11 protein-coding genes and 1 pseudogene are annotated in these 15947 nt (G+C 74.9%); 10 read left to right on the top strand and 2 right to left on the bottom strand.

What is annotated here, in order from left to right; all coding sequences use genetic code 11:
- The first annotated feature begins 23 nt into the window (after window positions 1-23).
- From BS75_RS35050 to BS75_RS35025, 6 genes and pseudogenes are all read left to right on the top strand, one after another.
- Window positions 24-836 (top strand): MerR family transcriptional regulator, encoded by an 813-nt coding sequence (locus tag BS75_RS35050; RefSeq protein ID WP_081982950.1) that lies wholly within the window; start codon window positions 24-26, stop codon window positions 834-836.
- 179 nt (window positions 837-1015) lie between these two features.
- The gene (locus BS75_RS35045; protein ID WP_042437121.1) at window positions 1016-2557 is read left to right on the top strand and encodes an MFS transporter; all 1542 of its coding nucleotides are present in this window, start codon (window positions 1016-1018) and stop codon (window positions 2555-2557) included.
- Window positions 2558-2775: 218 nt separating this feature from the next.
- A complete protein-coding gene (locus BS75_RS35040) occupies window positions 2776-3930 on the top strand; it encodes an exonuclease SbcCD subunit D (RefSeq protein ID WP_034094413.1) in 1155 nt (384 codons plus the stop codon).
- Window positions 3930-6967, top strand: a pseudogene (locus BS75_RS43635) (AAA family ATPase). The gene BS75_RS35040 and the pseudogene BS75_RS43635 overlap by 1 nt, the downstream one beginning before the upstream one ends.
- An 86-nt stretch (window positions 6968-7053) precedes the next feature.
- The gene (locus tag BS75_RS35030) at window positions 7054-8781 is read left to right on the top strand and encodes a glycoside hydrolase family 13 protein (protein WP_042437119.1); all 1728 of its coding nucleotides are present in this window, start codon (window positions 7054-7056) and stop codon (window positions 8779-8781) included.
- A 192-nt stretch (window positions 8782-8973) separates the two neighbouring features.
- Window positions 8974-10080, top strand: a complete 1107-nt coding sequence (locus BS75_RS35025; RefSeq protein WP_052070097.1) for an alpha/beta hydrolase — start codon at window positions 8974-8976, stop codon at window positions 10078-10080.
- A 207-nt stretch (window positions 10081-10287) separates the two neighbouring features.
- Here the strand turns inward: BS75_RS35025 and BS75_RS35020 are convergent, their stop codons facing one another.
- Complete coding sequence (locus tag BS75_RS35020) at window positions 10288-12753, bottom strand: Tex family protein (protein ID WP_034094410.1); 2466 nt, start codon at window positions 12751-12753, stop codon at window positions 10288-10290.
- A gap of 188 nt (window positions 12754-12941) precedes the next feature.
- On the opposite strand from BS75_RS35020, the gene BS75_RS35015 reads away from it, so the two are divergent.
- The 3 genes from BS75_RS35015 to BS75_RS35005 are packed head-to-tail and all read left to right on the top strand — an operon-like array spanning window position 12942 to window position 14075.
- On the top strand, window positions 12942-13433 hold the full coding sequence (locus tag BS75_RS35015) for a GNAT family N-acetyltransferase (protein WP_034091087.1): 492 nt from the start codon (window positions 12942-12944) through the stop codon (window positions 13431-13433).
- Window positions 13434-13473: 40 nt separating this feature from the next.
- Entirely contained in the window at window positions 13474-13815 is a 342-nt protein-coding gene (locus BS75_RS35010; RefSeq protein ID WP_034091086.1) for a hypothetical protein, read from the top strand.
- A gap of 38 nt (window positions 13816-13853) precedes the next feature.
- Window positions 13854-14075 carry a hypothetical protein gene (locus tag BS75_RS35005; protein ID WP_034091085.1) on the top strand — a complete coding sequence of 74 codons (222 nt, stop codon included), beginning with the start codon at window positions 13854-13856 and terminating at the stop codon, window positions 14073-14075.
- A gap of 38 nt (window positions 14076-14113) precedes the next feature.
- Here the strand turns inward: BS75_RS35005 and BS75_RS35000 are convergent, their stop codons facing one another.
- Window positions 14114-15001, bottom strand: coding sequence for a thioesterase family protein (locus BS75_RS35000; protein ID WP_034094409.1), 888 nt, complete (start codon window positions 14999-15001; stop codon window positions 14114-14116).
- 128 nt (window positions 15002-15129) lie between these two features.
- Between BS75_RS35000 and BS75_RS34995 the strand changes: the two genes are divergently transcribed.
- On the top strand, window positions 15130-15939 hold the full coding sequence (locus tag BS75_RS34995; protein ID WP_034091084.1) for an SDR family NAD(P)-dependent oxidoreductase: 810 nt from the start codon (window positions 15130-15132) through the stop codon (window positions 15937-15939).
- The last annotated feature ends 8 nt before the right edge of the window (window positions 15940-15947 follow it).

Genomic DNA, 15947 nt, shown 5'->3' with positions numbered 1-15947 from the left:
CACGGACGGATAGGCTCGGTCAGATGAGCGAGAATCCGGAGTCCGACGCCGCCGCCGACCGGTCGGCGGCCCGCCGCGCCCTGCGCGAGTTCCGCACCGAGGACCTCGCCCGGGAGGCCGGGATCACCGTCCGGACGCTCCGCTTCTACCGGGAGCGGCAGCTGCTGCCGCCGCCCCGGCGCGAGGGCCGGCTCGCCTGGTACACCGAGGACCACCTGGCCCGGCTCCGGATCATCGCGGACCTGCTGGAGCGCGGCCACACCCTCGGCGGGATCGCCGAGCTGCTCGCCGCCTGGGAGGAGGGCCGGGACGTCGCGGCCCTGCTCGGCCTGGAGGGTGCGATCGCGGCCCCCTGGTCGGAGGAGGCGCCCGTCCCGCTGACGCTCGCGGAGCTGGACGCGGCCTACGGCGGCCAGGTGGACCCGTCCAACCTGGCGGAGGCCGTCGACCTCGGCTACGTCCAGCTCGACGGCGGGACGGCGAGCCACATCAGCCGACGGCTGCTGGACGCCTCCGCCGCGCTGGTCGCGGAGGGCGTGCCGCTGGCGGCCGTGCTGGAGGCGGCCCGAGGCGTCCGCGCCAGCGCCGACGCGCTCGCCGACCTCTTCGTCGAGCTGGTCGGCAAGCAACTGCTCGGCGGCCTGGACGCCCGGCTCTCGGCGGAGGAGACCGTCCGGCTGGCCGACAGCCTGGCCCGGCTGCGCCCGGTGGCCCGGACGGTGGTGGACGTCGAGTTCGCCCTGGCGATGGACCGCCGGGTGCACGGCGAGCTCGGCGCGGTCCTCACCCAGCTGGGCCACCACCGCCCGTCCGCCGCCGACGACGCCGAGGACTGAGTCCCTGCGGGGCGCGCGTCCCGCCAGGGGCCGACCAGCTCGGGACCCAAATTGCTTCCCGTGCTGAACCTTTTAACTTGACTACGTAAACCTTCGCCTCTAACGTGCTTCTTATTGCTTGACTACATAAAGCATCAAGACCATGAAACGTCGAAGCGCCGAAGGATCCCATCACCGCCATGGCCCATGACCCGTCCGAAACGTCAGCGCATGCCCGCCGCAGCAGCACGCCACTGATCCTCGCCCTGGGGCTCGCGGCCATGGTCGTCTCCATGGCGCAGACCCAGGTCATCCCGATCCTGGCGCTGCTCGGCTCCGACCTCCACGCCAGCTCGGCCGGCGTGAGCTGGGTCACCACCGCAACCCTGCTGTCCGCCGCCGTCTTCACCCCGCTGCTCGGCCGCGTCGGCGACCAGTACGGCAAGAAGCGCACCCTGATCGCCGTGCTGGTGGTGATGGTCGCGGGCTCCGTGCTCGCGGCGAGCACCACCTCGCTGACCCTGCTGATCGTCGCCCGGGCGCTCCAGGGCTCCGCCACCGCGATCTTCCCGCTGGGCCTGTCGATCATCCGTGACGAGGTCCCGGCCAAGAAGATGCACGGCGCCATGGCGCTGGTCAGCAGCACCCTGGCGTTCGGCAGCGGGCTGTCGCTGGTGGTCACCGGCCTGCTCACCCAGGGCAGCCACCCGAACTACCACTCGGTCTTCTGGTTCTCCACGGCCGTCTCGGTGCTCGCCCTGGTCGCGGTCTTCTTCGTCGTCCCGGACGGCGGCCACCGCAGCGGCGGCCGGATCGACTTCCTCGGCGCCGGCACCCTCGCCGCCTTCCTGGTCCTGCTGCTGCTCGCCATCTCGCAGGGCCACACCTGGGGCTGGTCCTCGGACAAGGTGATCGGCTGCTTCATCGGCTCGGTCGTGATGGCCGTGGTCTGGGTGGTCGTCGAGCTGAAGGTCGCCAGCCCGCTGGTCGACATGCGGATGTTCGTCCACCGGCAGGTCGCCTTCACCAACGTGGCCGGGCTGTTCGTCGGCTTCGCCTCCTTCGCGATGTTCATCGGCATCTCCTACCTGGTGCAGATGCCCCGTCAGCTCGTCGGTTACGGCTTCACCGCCTCGGTGCTGCGCGCCTCGGTCGAGTACCTGCTGCCCAGCACCCTGGTCGCGCTGATCGCCGCGCCCCTCGGCGGCATCCTGGTCCGCCGGATCACCGCCCGCTACACCCTCGGCCTCGGTGCGCTGATCGGCGTGGCCGGCTTCGCCTGGCTGGCCTGGGGCCACGGCAGCACCCCGAACGTGATCATGGCCGGGATCCTGGCCGGCATCGCCGTCGCCTTCGGCTACGCCTCCATGCCCGCCCTGATCGCGGCCAGCGTCCCGGTCGAGCAGACCGGCATCGCCAACGGCATCAACTCGATCTCCCGCTCGGTCGGCAGCTCCATCGCCTCGGCCGTGATCACCTCGCTGCTCGCCTCCAAGGTGATCCCCGGCCTGCCGAAGGGGATCCCGCCGCTGCCCGCCGAGAGCCAGTTCACCACCAGCTTCGCCCTCGCCGCCGGGGCCCTGCTGCTCACCGCCGTGGTGGCCGTCGTCGGCCTCACCCGCCACTCCCGCCCCCACGGCGAGCCGGTGGCCGTCGGCCACGCGGCCGGGACCGACCCGGTGGTCGCCGGGACCACCGACGCACCGGCCGGGGCCACCGCTGTGAGCAGGACCACAACCTGACCCTCGGCGGGCCCACCGGGCCGTCGACCCGCCGAGCCGGCCACGGCCCGGGCCCCACTGGGGGTCCGGGCCGTGGCCGTCGTGGTGCGCCGCGCAACCAGCGGGACGCGGGCGTTGTCAGTGGCACCTGTGATACTCGGAGACGGTCGGCCGCTCCCGTGCCGACCGGCACCGAGCGGAGGGGCGACCATGGCGAACATGCGGGCGGGGGCACCGTCATGAGGCTGCTGCACACCTCCGACTGGCACCTCGGACGGGGTCTCCACCGGGAGGACCTGCTGCCGGCCCAGGCCGCCTTCCTGGACCACCTGGTCACCACGGTCCGGACCGAACGGGTGGACGCCGTGCTGGTCGCCGGGGACGTCTACGACCGGGCCATCCCCGGTCTCGGCGCGGTCGAGCTGTTCGACCGGGTGCTGCACCGGCTCGCCGCGCTGGCCGTGCCGGTGGTGCTGATCAGCGGGAACCACGACTCGGCGCGGCGGTTGGGGATCGCCGCCCGGCTGATCGAACAGGCCGGGGTGCACCTGCGGACGGACGTCGCCCGCTGCGACGAACCGGTGCTGCTGCCGGACGGCGACGGCCCGGTCGCGGTCTACGGGCTGCCCTACCTGGAGCCGGCGCTGACCGCGGCCGAGCTGGGCGCCGCCCGGGTCGGCCACGCCGCCGTCCTGGGCGCGGCCATGGACCGGGTCAGGGCGGACCTCGCCACCCGCCCGCCGGGCACCCGCTCGGTGGTGCTGGCCCACGCCTTCGTCGTCGGCGGCGAGCCCAGCGACAGCGAGCGGGACATCACCGTCGGCGGCGTGCCCAGTGTCCCCGCCCCGGTCTTCGCCGGCGTCGACTACGTCGCCCTGGGCCACCTCCACGGCTGTCAGACCATCACCGAACGGCTGCGCTACAGCGGCTCGCCGCTGGCGTACTCCTTCTCCGAGGCGGAGCACCGGAAGACGATGTGGCTGGTCGACCTCGGCCCCGGCGGCGAGATCGACGCCCGGCGGATCGACTGCCCGGTGCCGCGTCGGCTGCACCGGCTCCGCGGCACCCTGGCCGGGCTGCTCGCCGACCCGTCGCTGGAACGCCACACCGAGGACTGGCTGCAGGTCACCCTCACCGACACGGCCCGGCCCGACCGGGCCATGGAGCAGCTGCGCGGACGGTTCCCGCACACCCTGCAGCTCGCCTTCGAGCCGGAGGGCGTGGTCGGCGACGGGCTGCCCAGCTACGGCTCGCGCACCCGGGGTCGCAGCGACGCCGAGATCGCGCTCGGCTTCGTCCGGCACGTCCGGGGCACCGACCCCGATCCGGCCGAGCGGGAGCTGCTGCAGCGGGCGACGGAGGCCGCGGGCGCGGCGGCGAGGGGCGAGGTCTGATGCGACTGCACCAGCTCACCGTGACCGCGTTCGGCCCCTTCCCCGACACCCAGCGGGTGGACTTCGACGCCCTGGCCGCCGACGGCCTGTTCCTGCTGCGCGGCGCGACCGGCGCGGGCAAGACCAGCGTCCTGGACGCGGTCTGCTACGCCCTCTACGGGATGGTCCCGGGGGCCCGGCCGCGCACCAGGCTGCGCAGCGACCATGCCAGGCCGGAGGTCAGGACCGAGGTCGTGCTGGAGGTCACCCTCGGCGGCCGACGGCTGGAGATCACCCGGATTCCGGAGCAGCTGCGGCCGAAGAAGCGCGGCTCGGGCTCGACGCCGGAGCGGGCGCAGACCCTGCTCCGGGAGTGGTCGCCGACGGAGGGCGGCAGCGGCGGCTGGCGGGCGAGCAGCAAGTCGCACCAGGAGATCGGCGCCGAGGTCCAGCAGCTGCTGGGGATGAATCGGGAGCAGTTCTGCCAGGTGGTGCTGCTGCCGCAGGGCGAGTTCGCCCGGTTCCTGCAGGCCGGCGCCCAGGAGCGGGCCGACCTGCTGGGGCGGCTGTTCGACACGGCGCGCTTCGGCGCGGTCGAGGGCTGGCTGGTGGAGCGGCGGCAGCGCTCGGAGAAGGCGTGCCAGGCCGTGCGGGGCGACATCGCCGCACGGCTGGAACGGATCAGCGAGGCTGCGGGCAGCGGTCTGGCCGAGCCCGCCGACGCGCCCGCCGCCGACGACCCGGACGCGGACGCCCTCGGCTGGGCGGCGCAGCTGCGCGTCCGGGCGCGGGAGGAGCTGGAGCTCGCCGGGGCGCGGCAGCAGCAGGCCGCCCTCCGGGAGCAGGCTGCGGCCGAACGGGCGCGGGGGCCGAGGTACTGGCGGAGCGTCAGCAGCGGCGCCGACGGGCGGCGCAGCGTCTCGGCGCGCTGGAGGCCGGGGCCGAGGAGCAGCGCGCCGCCGAGGATGCGCTGGAGCGGGCGCAGCGCGCCGAGGCGGTGGTGCCGCTGCTGCGGCTGCACGAGGAGGCCGAGCAGCGCAGCCGTCGGCTCGCCGCCGAGGAGCAGGAGGCCCGGCTGCGGCTGCCGGAGGCGCTGCGCGCGGCCGACGGCGCGCGGTTGCAGGCCCGCGAGGGCGAGTCGCGCGAGTCGTTGGGCGGGCTGCGGGCCCTGGTCCCGGCCGAGGCGGAGTTCGAGGGCAATCGGCGGCTGCAGAAGCAGTGGACCGCCGAGCACCGGGCGGCCGAGGAGCGCCGGACGGATGCGGAGCAGTGGCTGGCGGACTGGCCCGAGCTGCGCGCCGCGGCCGAGGAGCGCTCGGCCGCGGCCGGCCGCTCCGCCGTCGCCGCCGAGCAGTTCGCGGAGCAGCTGTCCGCCGCCCGGGCCCGGCTGGAGGCCGCCGCCACGGCCGAGTCGCTGGCGGCCGAGCTGACGTCGGCCGAGGCGGAGCAGTTGACGCTCCGCGAGGAGGCCGTCCGCACCGGCCGGGACTGGCTCGACCTGCGCCGGCGCCGGTTGGACGGGATGGCGGCCGAGCTCGCCGCCGGGCTGTCACCGGGCGCGGACTGCCCGGTCTGCGGGTCGACCGAGCATCCGCGCCCCGCCCCGGCCGGGCCCGACCAGGTCACCCAGGAGCAGGAGCAGCGCGCCGAGCAGGCCCACCAGGAGGCCGAGCGGCGCAGCGAGGCCGTGGGCCGTCGGGTGCAGCAGCTCGGGCAGGACGTGGCGCGGCTGGGCGCCGTCGCGGGCGACCGCTCGGCGCAGGAGTCCCGCGCCGAGGTGGAGCGGCTGGACGGCGAGCTCGCGCGGGCGCAGCGGTCCGCCGCCGACGGGGTCCGCGCCCAGGAGGAGCTGGACCGGCTGGAGCGCGAGCAGCGCCGCCGCAGCGCCGAGTCCGAGGACGCCGCCCGGTCGGTCGCCACCGCCCGGGCCGAGCTGCACGCGCTCGATACCCGACAGACCCGGCTGGACGCGGAGTTGACCCAGGGACGGGCCGGGGCCCCGTCGGTGGCGGTCCGGATCGCCGAACTGGACCGGCTGGTCGAGCGGTTGGCCCGGGCGGGGACGGCCGTCCGCGAGGCGGCGGCCGGCGCGCAGGCGCTGGCCGAGGCCGGGGCCGCCACCCGGGCGGCGGCGGAGCGCGAGGGCTTCGCCGATCCGGCCGCCGCCGCGCGGGCGGTGCTGCCGCCGGAGCGCACCGCGCTGCTGCGCGAGGGCGTCCGGCGCCACGGCGACGAGCTGCGCGGGCTGCGGGCCGAACTCGACCTCCCGGAACTGCTGGCCGCCGCCAGCTCCCCGCTCGCCGATCCGCAGGCCGGACTCGCGGAGCACCGGGCCGCCGAGGCCGCCCTGCGGGAGGCCTTCGCGGCGGAGCGGCGGGCGGGGGACCGCTGCGAGGCGCTGGACCGGCTCGGCCGGGAGCTGGAGGAGGACCTCCGGCGGCTCGCGCCGCTGGCGGCCGACCACGACACGGTCGCCGGACTGGCGGCGCTCGCCTCCGGGACCAGTAGGAGCAACACCCTGAAGATGTCGCTGGAGACCTTCGTCCTCGCCGCGCGGCTGGAACAGGTCGCGGCGGCGGCCGGGGTCAGGCTCGCGGTCATGTCCGAGGGCCGGTACACCCTGGTCCACAACGATGCCAGGGGGAAGGGCACCGGCCGCTCGGGTCTCGGCCTGAGCGTCGTCGACGCCTGGACCGGCCAGGAGCGCGACACCTCGACCCTGTCCGGCGGCGAGAGCTTCTTCGCCTCGCTGGCCCTGGCGCTGGGCCTGGCGGACGTCGTCACCGACGAGGCCGGGGGCATGCCGCTGGACACCCTCTTCATCGACGAGGGCTTCGGCTCGCTGGACGAGGACACCCTGGAGAAGGTCCTCGACGTCCTGGACCGGCTGCGCGAGCGGGACCGGGCGGTCGGCATCGTCAGCCACGTCGCCGACCTGCGGCTGCGCATCCCGGCGCAGTTGGAGGTCCGCAAGGGCCGGACCGGCTCGGTGCTGCGCCGACGCGGTGCGGAGCCGCCGGCAGCGGCGACGGCGACGGCAGCGGCGACGGCCGAGTAGCCGGGGCGCCCCCTTGAGCCGGGGCGGCCGGGCGGGGTCCACTGGGTAGCGGCGGGGTGGCGGCACGAACGGCAGGAGGTCCGTCCATGGATCAGCAGCAGACCGAGCAGCAGTCCGAGCGGTGTGCGTGGTGGCGCGGGGCGGCGCTGTACCAGGTCTATCCGCGCAGCTTCGCGGACGGCGACGGCGACGGCACCGGCGACCTCGCCGGGCTCCGCGCCCGGCTGCCCTACCTGGCGGAGCTGGGCGTGGACGCCCTGTGGATCTCGCCCTGGTACGTCTCGCCGCTCGCCGACGGCGGCTACGACATCGCCGACTACCGCGACATCGACCCGGCGTTCGGCACCCTCGCCGAGGCCGAGCTGCTGATCGCCGAGGCCCACGACGCGGGCCTGCGGATCGTGGTCGACCTGGTGCCCAACCACTGCTCGGACCGACACCCGTGGTTCCGGGCCGCCCTCGCCGCCGGTCCCGGGTCGCCGGAGCGGGCCCACTTCCACTTCCGTCCCGGGCTCGGCGAGGAGGGCGAACTGCCGCCCAACGACTGGCGCTCGCACTTCGGCGGCCCGGCCTGGCAGCGGGTGGCCGAGCCGGACGGCCGCCCCGGCGAGTGGTACCTGCACCTGTTCGCGCCCGAGCAGCCGGACTGGAACTGGGAGAACCCGGAGGTCCGCGCGGAGTTCGCCTCGGTGCTGCGGTTCTGGCTGGACCGGGGCGTGGACGGCTTCCGGATCGACGTCACCGACCACCTGGTGAAGGAGGCGGGGCTGCCCGACTCGGCCGGGCACCACGGCCACCCCGACCCCTGGCGCGACCAGGACGGGGTGCACGCGGTCTACCGCGACTGGCGGGCCATCACCGACGGCTACCCCGGCGAGCGGATGTTCGTGGCCGAGCTGTGGGAGACCGACCCGGGTCGCTTCTGCCGCTACCTGCGTCCCGACGAACTGCACGCGGCCTTCAACTTCGCCCTGCTGCGCGCCCCGTGGGCGGCCGAGGACTACCGGCAGGTCATCGACGCGACCTTCGCCGCGCACGCCCCGGTGGGCGCGCCGCCGACCTGGGTGCTGTCCAACCACGACACCACCCGCCAGGTCACCCGCTTCGGCCGGGCCGACACCGGCTACGGCTTCGACCGGGCCCGGCGCCACGGGCTGCCGGTGGACCTGGCGCTCGGCACCCGCCGGGCCCGCGCCGCCGCGCTGCTGGTGCTCGCCCTCCCCGGCGGCGTCTACGTCTACCAGGGCGACGAGTTGGGCCTGTGGGAGGTCGAGTCCATCCCGGACGAACTGCGCCAGGACCCGGTCTGGCTGCGCACCGGCGGCGCCGACCGGGGCCGGGACGGCTGCAGGGTGCCGCTGCCCTGGGGCGGCTCCCGGTCGCCGTTCGGCTTCGGCCCCGAGGGCTCGGTCCCCTGGCTCGACGTCCAACCGGCGGCCTGGAAGGACCTGAGCGTCGCCGCGCAGTCCGGAACGGCCGGCTCCCAGCTGGAGCTCTACCGGGCCGCCCTGCGGCTGCGGCGCGCCCACCCCTGTCCCGACGACTCGGCCGTGCACTGGCTGCCGTCCCCCGCGCGGGTGCTGGACTTCACCCGGTCGGCGGACTTCCGCTGCCTGGTCAACTTCGGCCCCGAGCCGGTACCGCTGCCGGTGGACGGCGAGCCGCTGCTGGCCAGCGGCGCGCTGACGGACGGCCCCGACGGTCCGCTGCTGCCGGCCGACACCGCCGTCTGGCTGCGCCCGGCCTCGCGTTCGGCACCCGCTTCGGTGTCGGCCTCCGCATCGACCTGGACGGCCGTTCCGCCGAACGGATGATTTCCGGGCGTCCGCCGGGCCCGCCCGCGCGCCACCGCTCCCCCGAACTCCCGTGACCGGCCCCGCTGCTGTGCACGTCCGGACCGGTCACCGGGTCGGCCGACGGGCGCCGGCGGCGGTCCCGACCGCGTGACCGCGCGGAGCTGCGGGCAGCCTGCCCCCGGGCACTCCCCAGACCCGGAGGCGCAGACCATGTCACTCATCGGCACCCCGTTCCTCGCGTTCACCATCGTCCTGGCGATCTCGCTGACCCTGGGCACGCTCGCCCTGTGGAACCGGATGCGCGGACCGGCTCCGCTCCGGACCGGTCTCCGGCTGACGCTGCTGCTGGCCGCCCAGGCGGCGGCGGTGCTGGTGGTGCTGGTCGGCATCAACGACAGCTACCTGCTGTACGACTCCTGGCGCGATCTGACGGACGGGCCGAGCACCGCGACCACCCTGGAGACGTCGGCGGCGGCCACCGTCTCCAGCGACAGCGACGCCGCGCCCAGCCGCTCCGACCCCCACCCCGACTTCCGCCCCGACTTCCGCCCCGACGGCGCCGGGCTGCTCGAGGCGCAGCTGACCGGCGCCCGGTCCGGGCTCCGCGGCAGCCTCTACGTCTGGCTGCCGCCGGAGTACCAGGATCCGGCCCACCTGGGCGAGCGCTTCCCGGTGGTCGAGCTGCTGCCCGGTCAGCCGGGCTCCCCGCTGGCCTGGTTCCAGGTGCTGCAGGGCCAGCGCACCCTGCAGCGGCTGGTGGCTGCCGGTCAGGCCCGCCCGATGATCCTGGTGGCGGCCATGTCCAACACCCTGGGCCGCAGTGACGCGGGCTGCGCCGACCTGCCCGGCGGACCGCACACCCAGACCTGGCTGGGCACGGACGTGCCCGCGATCGTCAGGAGCGAGTTCCGTGCCTCCGCCGACCCGGCGGACTGGTCGGTGATGGGCTACTCGGCCGGCGGCTACTGCTCGGCCGACCTGGTGGTGCACTTCCCGGGGGTGTTCCACTCGGCGGTCAGCCTCTCCGGCTACACCGATCCGGAGGCCGCCGTCGTGCTCAGCCACCCCGCGCTGGTCAGGAGGGAGAACCCGAGGCTGGTGATGTGCGCCGCGTCCCCGCAGCCGGACGTCGACCTGCTGATGGCGGGAAGCATGGAGGACGGCCGGACGGTGGCCGACGCCCGGGCGATGGTCGCCGTGCTGCGTCCGCCCGCCGAGGGCGACCTGCTGACGGTGGCGCGCGGCGGCCACACCATGGATGTCTGGGCGGCGATGCTGCCCGAGGCCTTCCGCTGGATCTCCCGCCATCTGCGCTGACCCGGCGCGGCTGCCGACCCGGTGAGCTGGGCTCAGAACCGCTGGTCAGCGAGGGTTTGGAGATGAAGGGAGCCCCGTTCGCACGGGGGAGCGACCGGGGCTTCCGCTGATCATCCTACGATATGCCGGACTTGCTGCCAGCAGAATCGGCGACAGGATCCACTGTGCCATCAGCTACTGGCAGCAAGCTACCGGGGTGACCTGGCGTCAGCGCGGTCCGGTCAGGCCGGCCCGGCGCAGCGCGTCGGCCATCGCCCCGCCGCCCCCGCCCGATCCGGAACCGCCGCCGTTGCCGCTGCGCGGCTGCGGGGCCCGCGAGGACTGCTGCCCGCGCCCCTGCTCGCCCCGGCCCCGCCCGGACTGGCCCGACTGCCCCTGCCCCTGCCCCTGCTGCCCCGACTGCTGCTGGCCCTGGCCCTGCTGCCCCGCCCGGCCGCCCGGCCGCCCCTGGCGCGGCCCGCGCTCCTGCCGCTCGCCGCGCTGCCCGGACGGCCCCGCGCCCCCGGCCGTCGGCAGCTCGTCGTCCAGACGGAGCGTCAGCGAGATCCGCTTGCGCGGGATGTCGACCTCCAGCACCTTCACCCGGACGATGTCGCCGGACTTCACCACCTCGCGCGGGTCCTTGACGAAGTTCTTCGACAGCGCCGAGACATGCACCAGGCCGTCCTGGTGGACGCCGACGTCCACGAAGGCGCCGAAGGCGGCGACATTGGTGACCGTGCCCTCCAGCAGCATCCCGGGCTCCAGGTCGGAGAGCTTCTCGACGCCCTCCTTGAAGGCCGCCGTGCGGAAGGCGGGACGCGGGTCGCGGCCCGGCTTCTCCAGCTCGCGCAGGATGTCGGTGACCGTCGGCACCCCGAAGGTCTCGTCGGCGAACTCGCCCGGCCGCAGCCCGCGCAGCACCGCGCCGTTGCCGATCAGCGACTTCAGCTCACCGCCGGTCTTCACCAGCATCCGCCGGACCACCGGGTAGGCCTCCGGGTGGACGCTGGAGCCGTCCAGCGGGTCCTCGCCGCCGGGGATCCGGAGGAAGCCCGCGCACTGCTCGAACGCCTTGGGGCCGAGCCGGGCCACGTCCTTGAGCCCCTTGCGGGTCCGGAACGGGCCGTTGGCGTCGCGGTGGGAGACGATGTTCTCGGCCAGCCCGGCGGTGATCCCGGAGACCCGGGTGAGCAGCGGCGCGGAGGCGGTGTTCACGTCCACGCCGACGCCGTTGACGCAGTCCTCGACCACCGCGTCCAGCGAGCGGGAGAGCTTGCTCTCGGAGAGGTCGTGCTGGTACTGGCCGACGCCGATGGACTTGGGGTCGATCTTGACCAGCTCCGCCAGCGGGTCCTGCAGCCGGCGGGCGATGGAGACCGCGCCCCGGATCGAGACATTGAGCTCGGGCAGTTCCTGCGAGGCGTAGGCGGAGGCCGAGTAGACCGAGGCGCCGGCCTCGGAGACCACGGCCTTGGTGAGCTTGAGCTCCGGGTGGAGCTTGATCAGGTCCCCGGCCAGCTTGTCGGTCTCGCGGGAGGCGGTGCCGTTGCCGATGGCGATCAGGTCGACCCGGTGCGCCGCGCAGAGCTTGGCCAGGGTGGCGATCGACTCGTCCCAGCGGTTGGCCGGGACGTGCGGGTAGATGGTGTCGTGGGCGACGACCTTGCCGGTGGCGTCGACCACGGCGACCTTGACGCCGGTGCGGAAGCCCGGGTCCAGGCCGAGGGTGGCCCGGGTCCCGGCGGGGGCGGCCAGCAGCAGGTCGCGCAGGTTGGCGGCGAACACCCGCACCGCCTCGTCCTCGGCCTCGGTGCGCAGCCGCAGCCGCAGGTCGATGCCGAGGTGGACCAGGATCCGGGTGCGCCAGGCCCAGCGGACGGTGTCCAGCAGCCAGCGGTCGCCCGGCCGGCCCCGGTCGGCGATCTCGAAGCGCTGGGCGATCCGCGACTCGTAGCTGCCGGGCGCCTCGGCGTCGGCCTCGTCGGCGTAGGGCTCCAGGGTGAGGTCGAGGACGTCCTCCTTCTCACCGCGCAGCATCGCCAGCACCCGGTGCGAGGGCAGCCGGGTGAAGGGCTCGGCGAAGTCGAAGTAGTCGGAGAACTTCGCGCCCTCCGCCTCCTTGCCCTCGCGGACCTTGGCGGAGAGCCGGCCCCGGCTCCACATCTTCTCGCGCAACGCGCCGATCAGGTCGGCGTCCTCGCCGAAGCGCTCGACCAGGATCGAGCGCGCGCCCTCCAGCGCGGCGGCGGCGTCGGTGACGCCCTCGCCGACGAAGGCGGCGGCCTCGGCCTGCGGGTCCCGGCCCGGGTCGCCGAGCAGCAGGTCGGCCAGCGGCTCCAGACCGGCCTCGCGGGCGATCATGGCCTTGGTCCGGCGCTTGGGCTTGAACGGCAGGTAGATGTCCTCCAGCCGGGCCTTGGAGTCGGCGGCGCGGATCTGCGCCTCCAGCGCCGCGTCCAGCTTGCCCTGGCTGCGGACCGACTCCAGGATCGCGGTCCGCCGGTCCTCCAGCTCGCGCAGGTAGCGCAGCCGCTCCTCCAGGGTGCGCAGCTGGGCGTCGTCGAGCTCTCCGGTCGCCTCCTTGCGGTAGCGGGCGATGAAGGGCACGGTCGCCCCGCCGTCGAGCAGGTCGACTGCCGCCTGCACCTGGCCGGCCCGTACGCCGAGCTCCTCGGCGATGGTCCGCCGGATCGCCCCGGCCTGGTCGACGGTGGGCTGCTCACCGGTGGCCGAAGGGGCCGCACCGGGGTTGGACGCACTCTGAAGGGTCACGCTCAGTTACCGCTCTCTCGCAGGGACTCCGTCTGCATTGTGCCGCGCCCGACCCCGGGGGGAAAACCACTGGCGCTCGGGCGGGTCGCCCTTCCTAGACTGACCGGATGCTGATCCGCGAAGCCACCGGGGCCGACTGGCCCGCCATCTGGCCCTTCCTGCACACCATCGTCGCCGCGGGCGAGACCTACACCTACCCCCGCGACCTGGGCGAGGAGCAGGCCCGCTCGATCTGGATGCTGTCCGCGCCCGGACGCACGGTGGTGGCGGTGGACGGGACGACCGGGGCGGTGCTCGGCAGCGCCAAGATGAACCCCAACCACATGGGTCCGGCCTCGCACGTCGCCGGCGCCAGCTTCATGGTCGACCCGGCCTGCGCCGGGCGCGGCGTGGGCCGGGCGCTGGGCGAGCACGTCCTGGCCTGGGCCCGGGCGGAGGGCTACCGGGCGATGCAGTTCAACGCCGTGGTGGAGTCCAACACCGGTGCGGTGGCGCTGTGGAAGTCGCTGGGCTTCGAGGTCATGGCGACCCTGCCGGAGGCGTTCCGGCACCCGACGCTGGGCTATGTCGGACTGCACGTCATGTACCAGCGGCTCTGAACGGGCACTGACCCGGCGGCGCGTCCGCTAGCTTGCTCCCATGGACTCCGAAGGGGACTCCGCAGGGCCCGGCGATCCCGCCGACGCCCCGTTCGTGACGGATCCGGACGCCGGCGCGGCCTGCTGGGTCTGTCCCTCGCTGCGGCTGCCCAGGGCGGCCTTCACCACCGCCGACCGTCCCTACCAGGACTGGCCGTTCTCCCCGGCCGACGGCTACCGCCACCTGGCCGACGGCACCCCGGTCTGCGTCCATCCCGGGCGGCTCGGCCTCACCGCCGAGCACACCGCGCCGCCCCCGCCGCCGCTGGAGCAGTTGCTCGCACCCGGGCCCCGGCAGAGCCGCTTCGGCCGGTCCCGTCCCTTCCCGCCGCCGACCACGTGATCCGACCGGTTGTCAGTGCCGGGGTGCAGGATGGTGCCATGACCACCAGCACCGCACGCCGGGCCGAGCTCGCGGCGTTCCTGCGCAGCCGTCGGGCCCGGGTGGCACCCGAGGTCTCCGTCGCCATCAGCGGATTCGTCCCGGCCTCCGCCCCCGACACCGAGCTGATCGTCCACACCCCGGCCGACGGGCCGAGCCGGGAGCGCCTCCGCTGGCTGCTCGCCCACGCGGAGGCGCCCTTCACCGACCACGTGCACTGACGGTCGCGGCCCGCAGGACCGGGCCCGCAGGCCCCGGCTCAGCCCAGGCGCGGAACCACGGCGAGCTGGCGGGACTGGGCGACCAGCCGGCCGGACTCGTCCCAGACCTCGGCGTCCTCCTCCAGGAAGCCGCCGGCCAGGTTGCGGGTCGAGTGGACCACGCGCAGCCAGCCGGGCACGGGCCTGGCCCGGACGTGGACGGTGAGCTCGACGGTCGGCGTCCAGCCGGGCAGGCCCAGGTCGAAGGTGGTCGGCGGCAGTGCGTCGACCGCCAGCAGCAGCATCAGCGGGTCGGGCTGACGCCCGTCCTTGAGCCGCAGCCAGCCCTGGATCCGGCCCTCGCCGCTGGGCTTCCCGAGCGCCCAGCCGACACAGGCCGGGTCGAGCCGCAGGTCGAGCCGGTTCAGCAGGTCGGCGCTCTTCAGGAAGGCCGGCGGGGCGTGCTCGGTGCCGATGCACTGCTCGACCGGCGGCAGCTCCGGCGGGGTGGCGCTGGTGCGGACGTCCTGCTCGGCGCCGCTCAGGTCGCCGTAGGAGGCGAGGACCCGGAGCCGCTCGACGGGAGTGCCGTCCTCGCGCTGCTGGAACAGCGCGGCGGTGCCGGTGGAGAGCGTCCGGCCGGTGCGGACGGCGGTGGTGCGGACCTCGGCCGGGCCGGGGCGGGAGGCACTGAGGTAGTAGCCGCTCACGGAGATCGGGTCGGCGTGGCCGGCGGCCGTGCCGAGGTGGTCCGCGAGCGCGCGCCCGGCGAGGGCGAGCAGCAGCCCGCCGTTGATGCCGCCGCCGATCCGCCAGCCGCCGTCCAGCTCGGCGTCGTAGACGACCGGGTCGGGGCCGGCGGCCGGGGCGGCGCGCCGGACGACGGCGGTCCCCCGGTCGAACTCGGAGTCGATGCCGGATGCCTGTTCCGCCGCTGTCGTGGTCATGGTGCGGTCCAACCCTCCAAGAAGTTACTCATCAGTAGACCATCGTAACGGAGCTTCCTACGCCACGGTGAACGTGATACGCCTGATGCCCCATCAGTTCTTGCCGCACCGCCCCCCAGGAGTCCCGGATGCCCGCAGCGCCGCTCCCCCTCCCCTACCGGCTGGACGAGCGGGTGGCCGTGGTCACCGGCGCGGGCAGCGGCATCGGGCGGGCCACCGCCCAGGTGCTGGCCGCCGCCGGCGCGCTGGCCGTCTGCACCGACGTCGACGGCGGGGCCGCCGAGGCGACCGCCAAGAGCATCCACGCCGGCGGCCACCGGGCCGCCTCCGCCGCCCTGGACGTCTCCGACCGGGCAGCGGTGTTCGACCTGGTCGAGGGCGTCGCGGCCGAGTACGGGCGGCTGGACGTGCTGTGCAACATCGCCGGGATCATCCGCACCGGCGAGGTGGTCGACGTGGAGGAGGCCGACCTGGACGCGGTCCTCGACGTCAACTTCAAGGGGACCTTCCACGCCTGCCAGGCCGCCGCGCGCATCATGTGCGCCGCCGGCGGCGGCTCCATCGTGAACACCGCCTCCGGCGCGGTGGACTCGGCCACCCCCGGGATCATGAGCTACTCGGTCTCCAAGGCCGCCGTGGTCCAGCTGACCCGGAACCTCGCGGCCGAGGTCGGCCGGCACGGCGTCCGGGTCAACGCGGTCGCCCCCGGCCTGGTGCGGACCGCGATGACCGCCCGGCACTACCTGCTGCCCGACGGCAGCCTGGACGAGGAGGCCCGCGCGGCGGCCGAGAAGCCGCTGCGCCGGATGTCGCCGCTGGGCCTGATCGGCGACCCGGAGGACATCGCCTACGCGATCCACTACCTGGTCAGCGACGCCGCCCGGTTCGTCACCGGGCAGATCCTGCGGCCCAACGGCGGCGTGGCGATGCCCTGGTAGGCACCGCC

The organism is Streptacidiphilus albus JL83, from assembly GCF_000744705.1.
GTDB classification, from domain to species: Bacteria; Actinomycetota; Actinomycetes; order Streptomycetales; family Streptomycetaceae; genus Streptacidiphilus; species Streptacidiphilus albus.
This window is presented reverse-complemented; position numbering and strand designations above follow the sequence as displayed.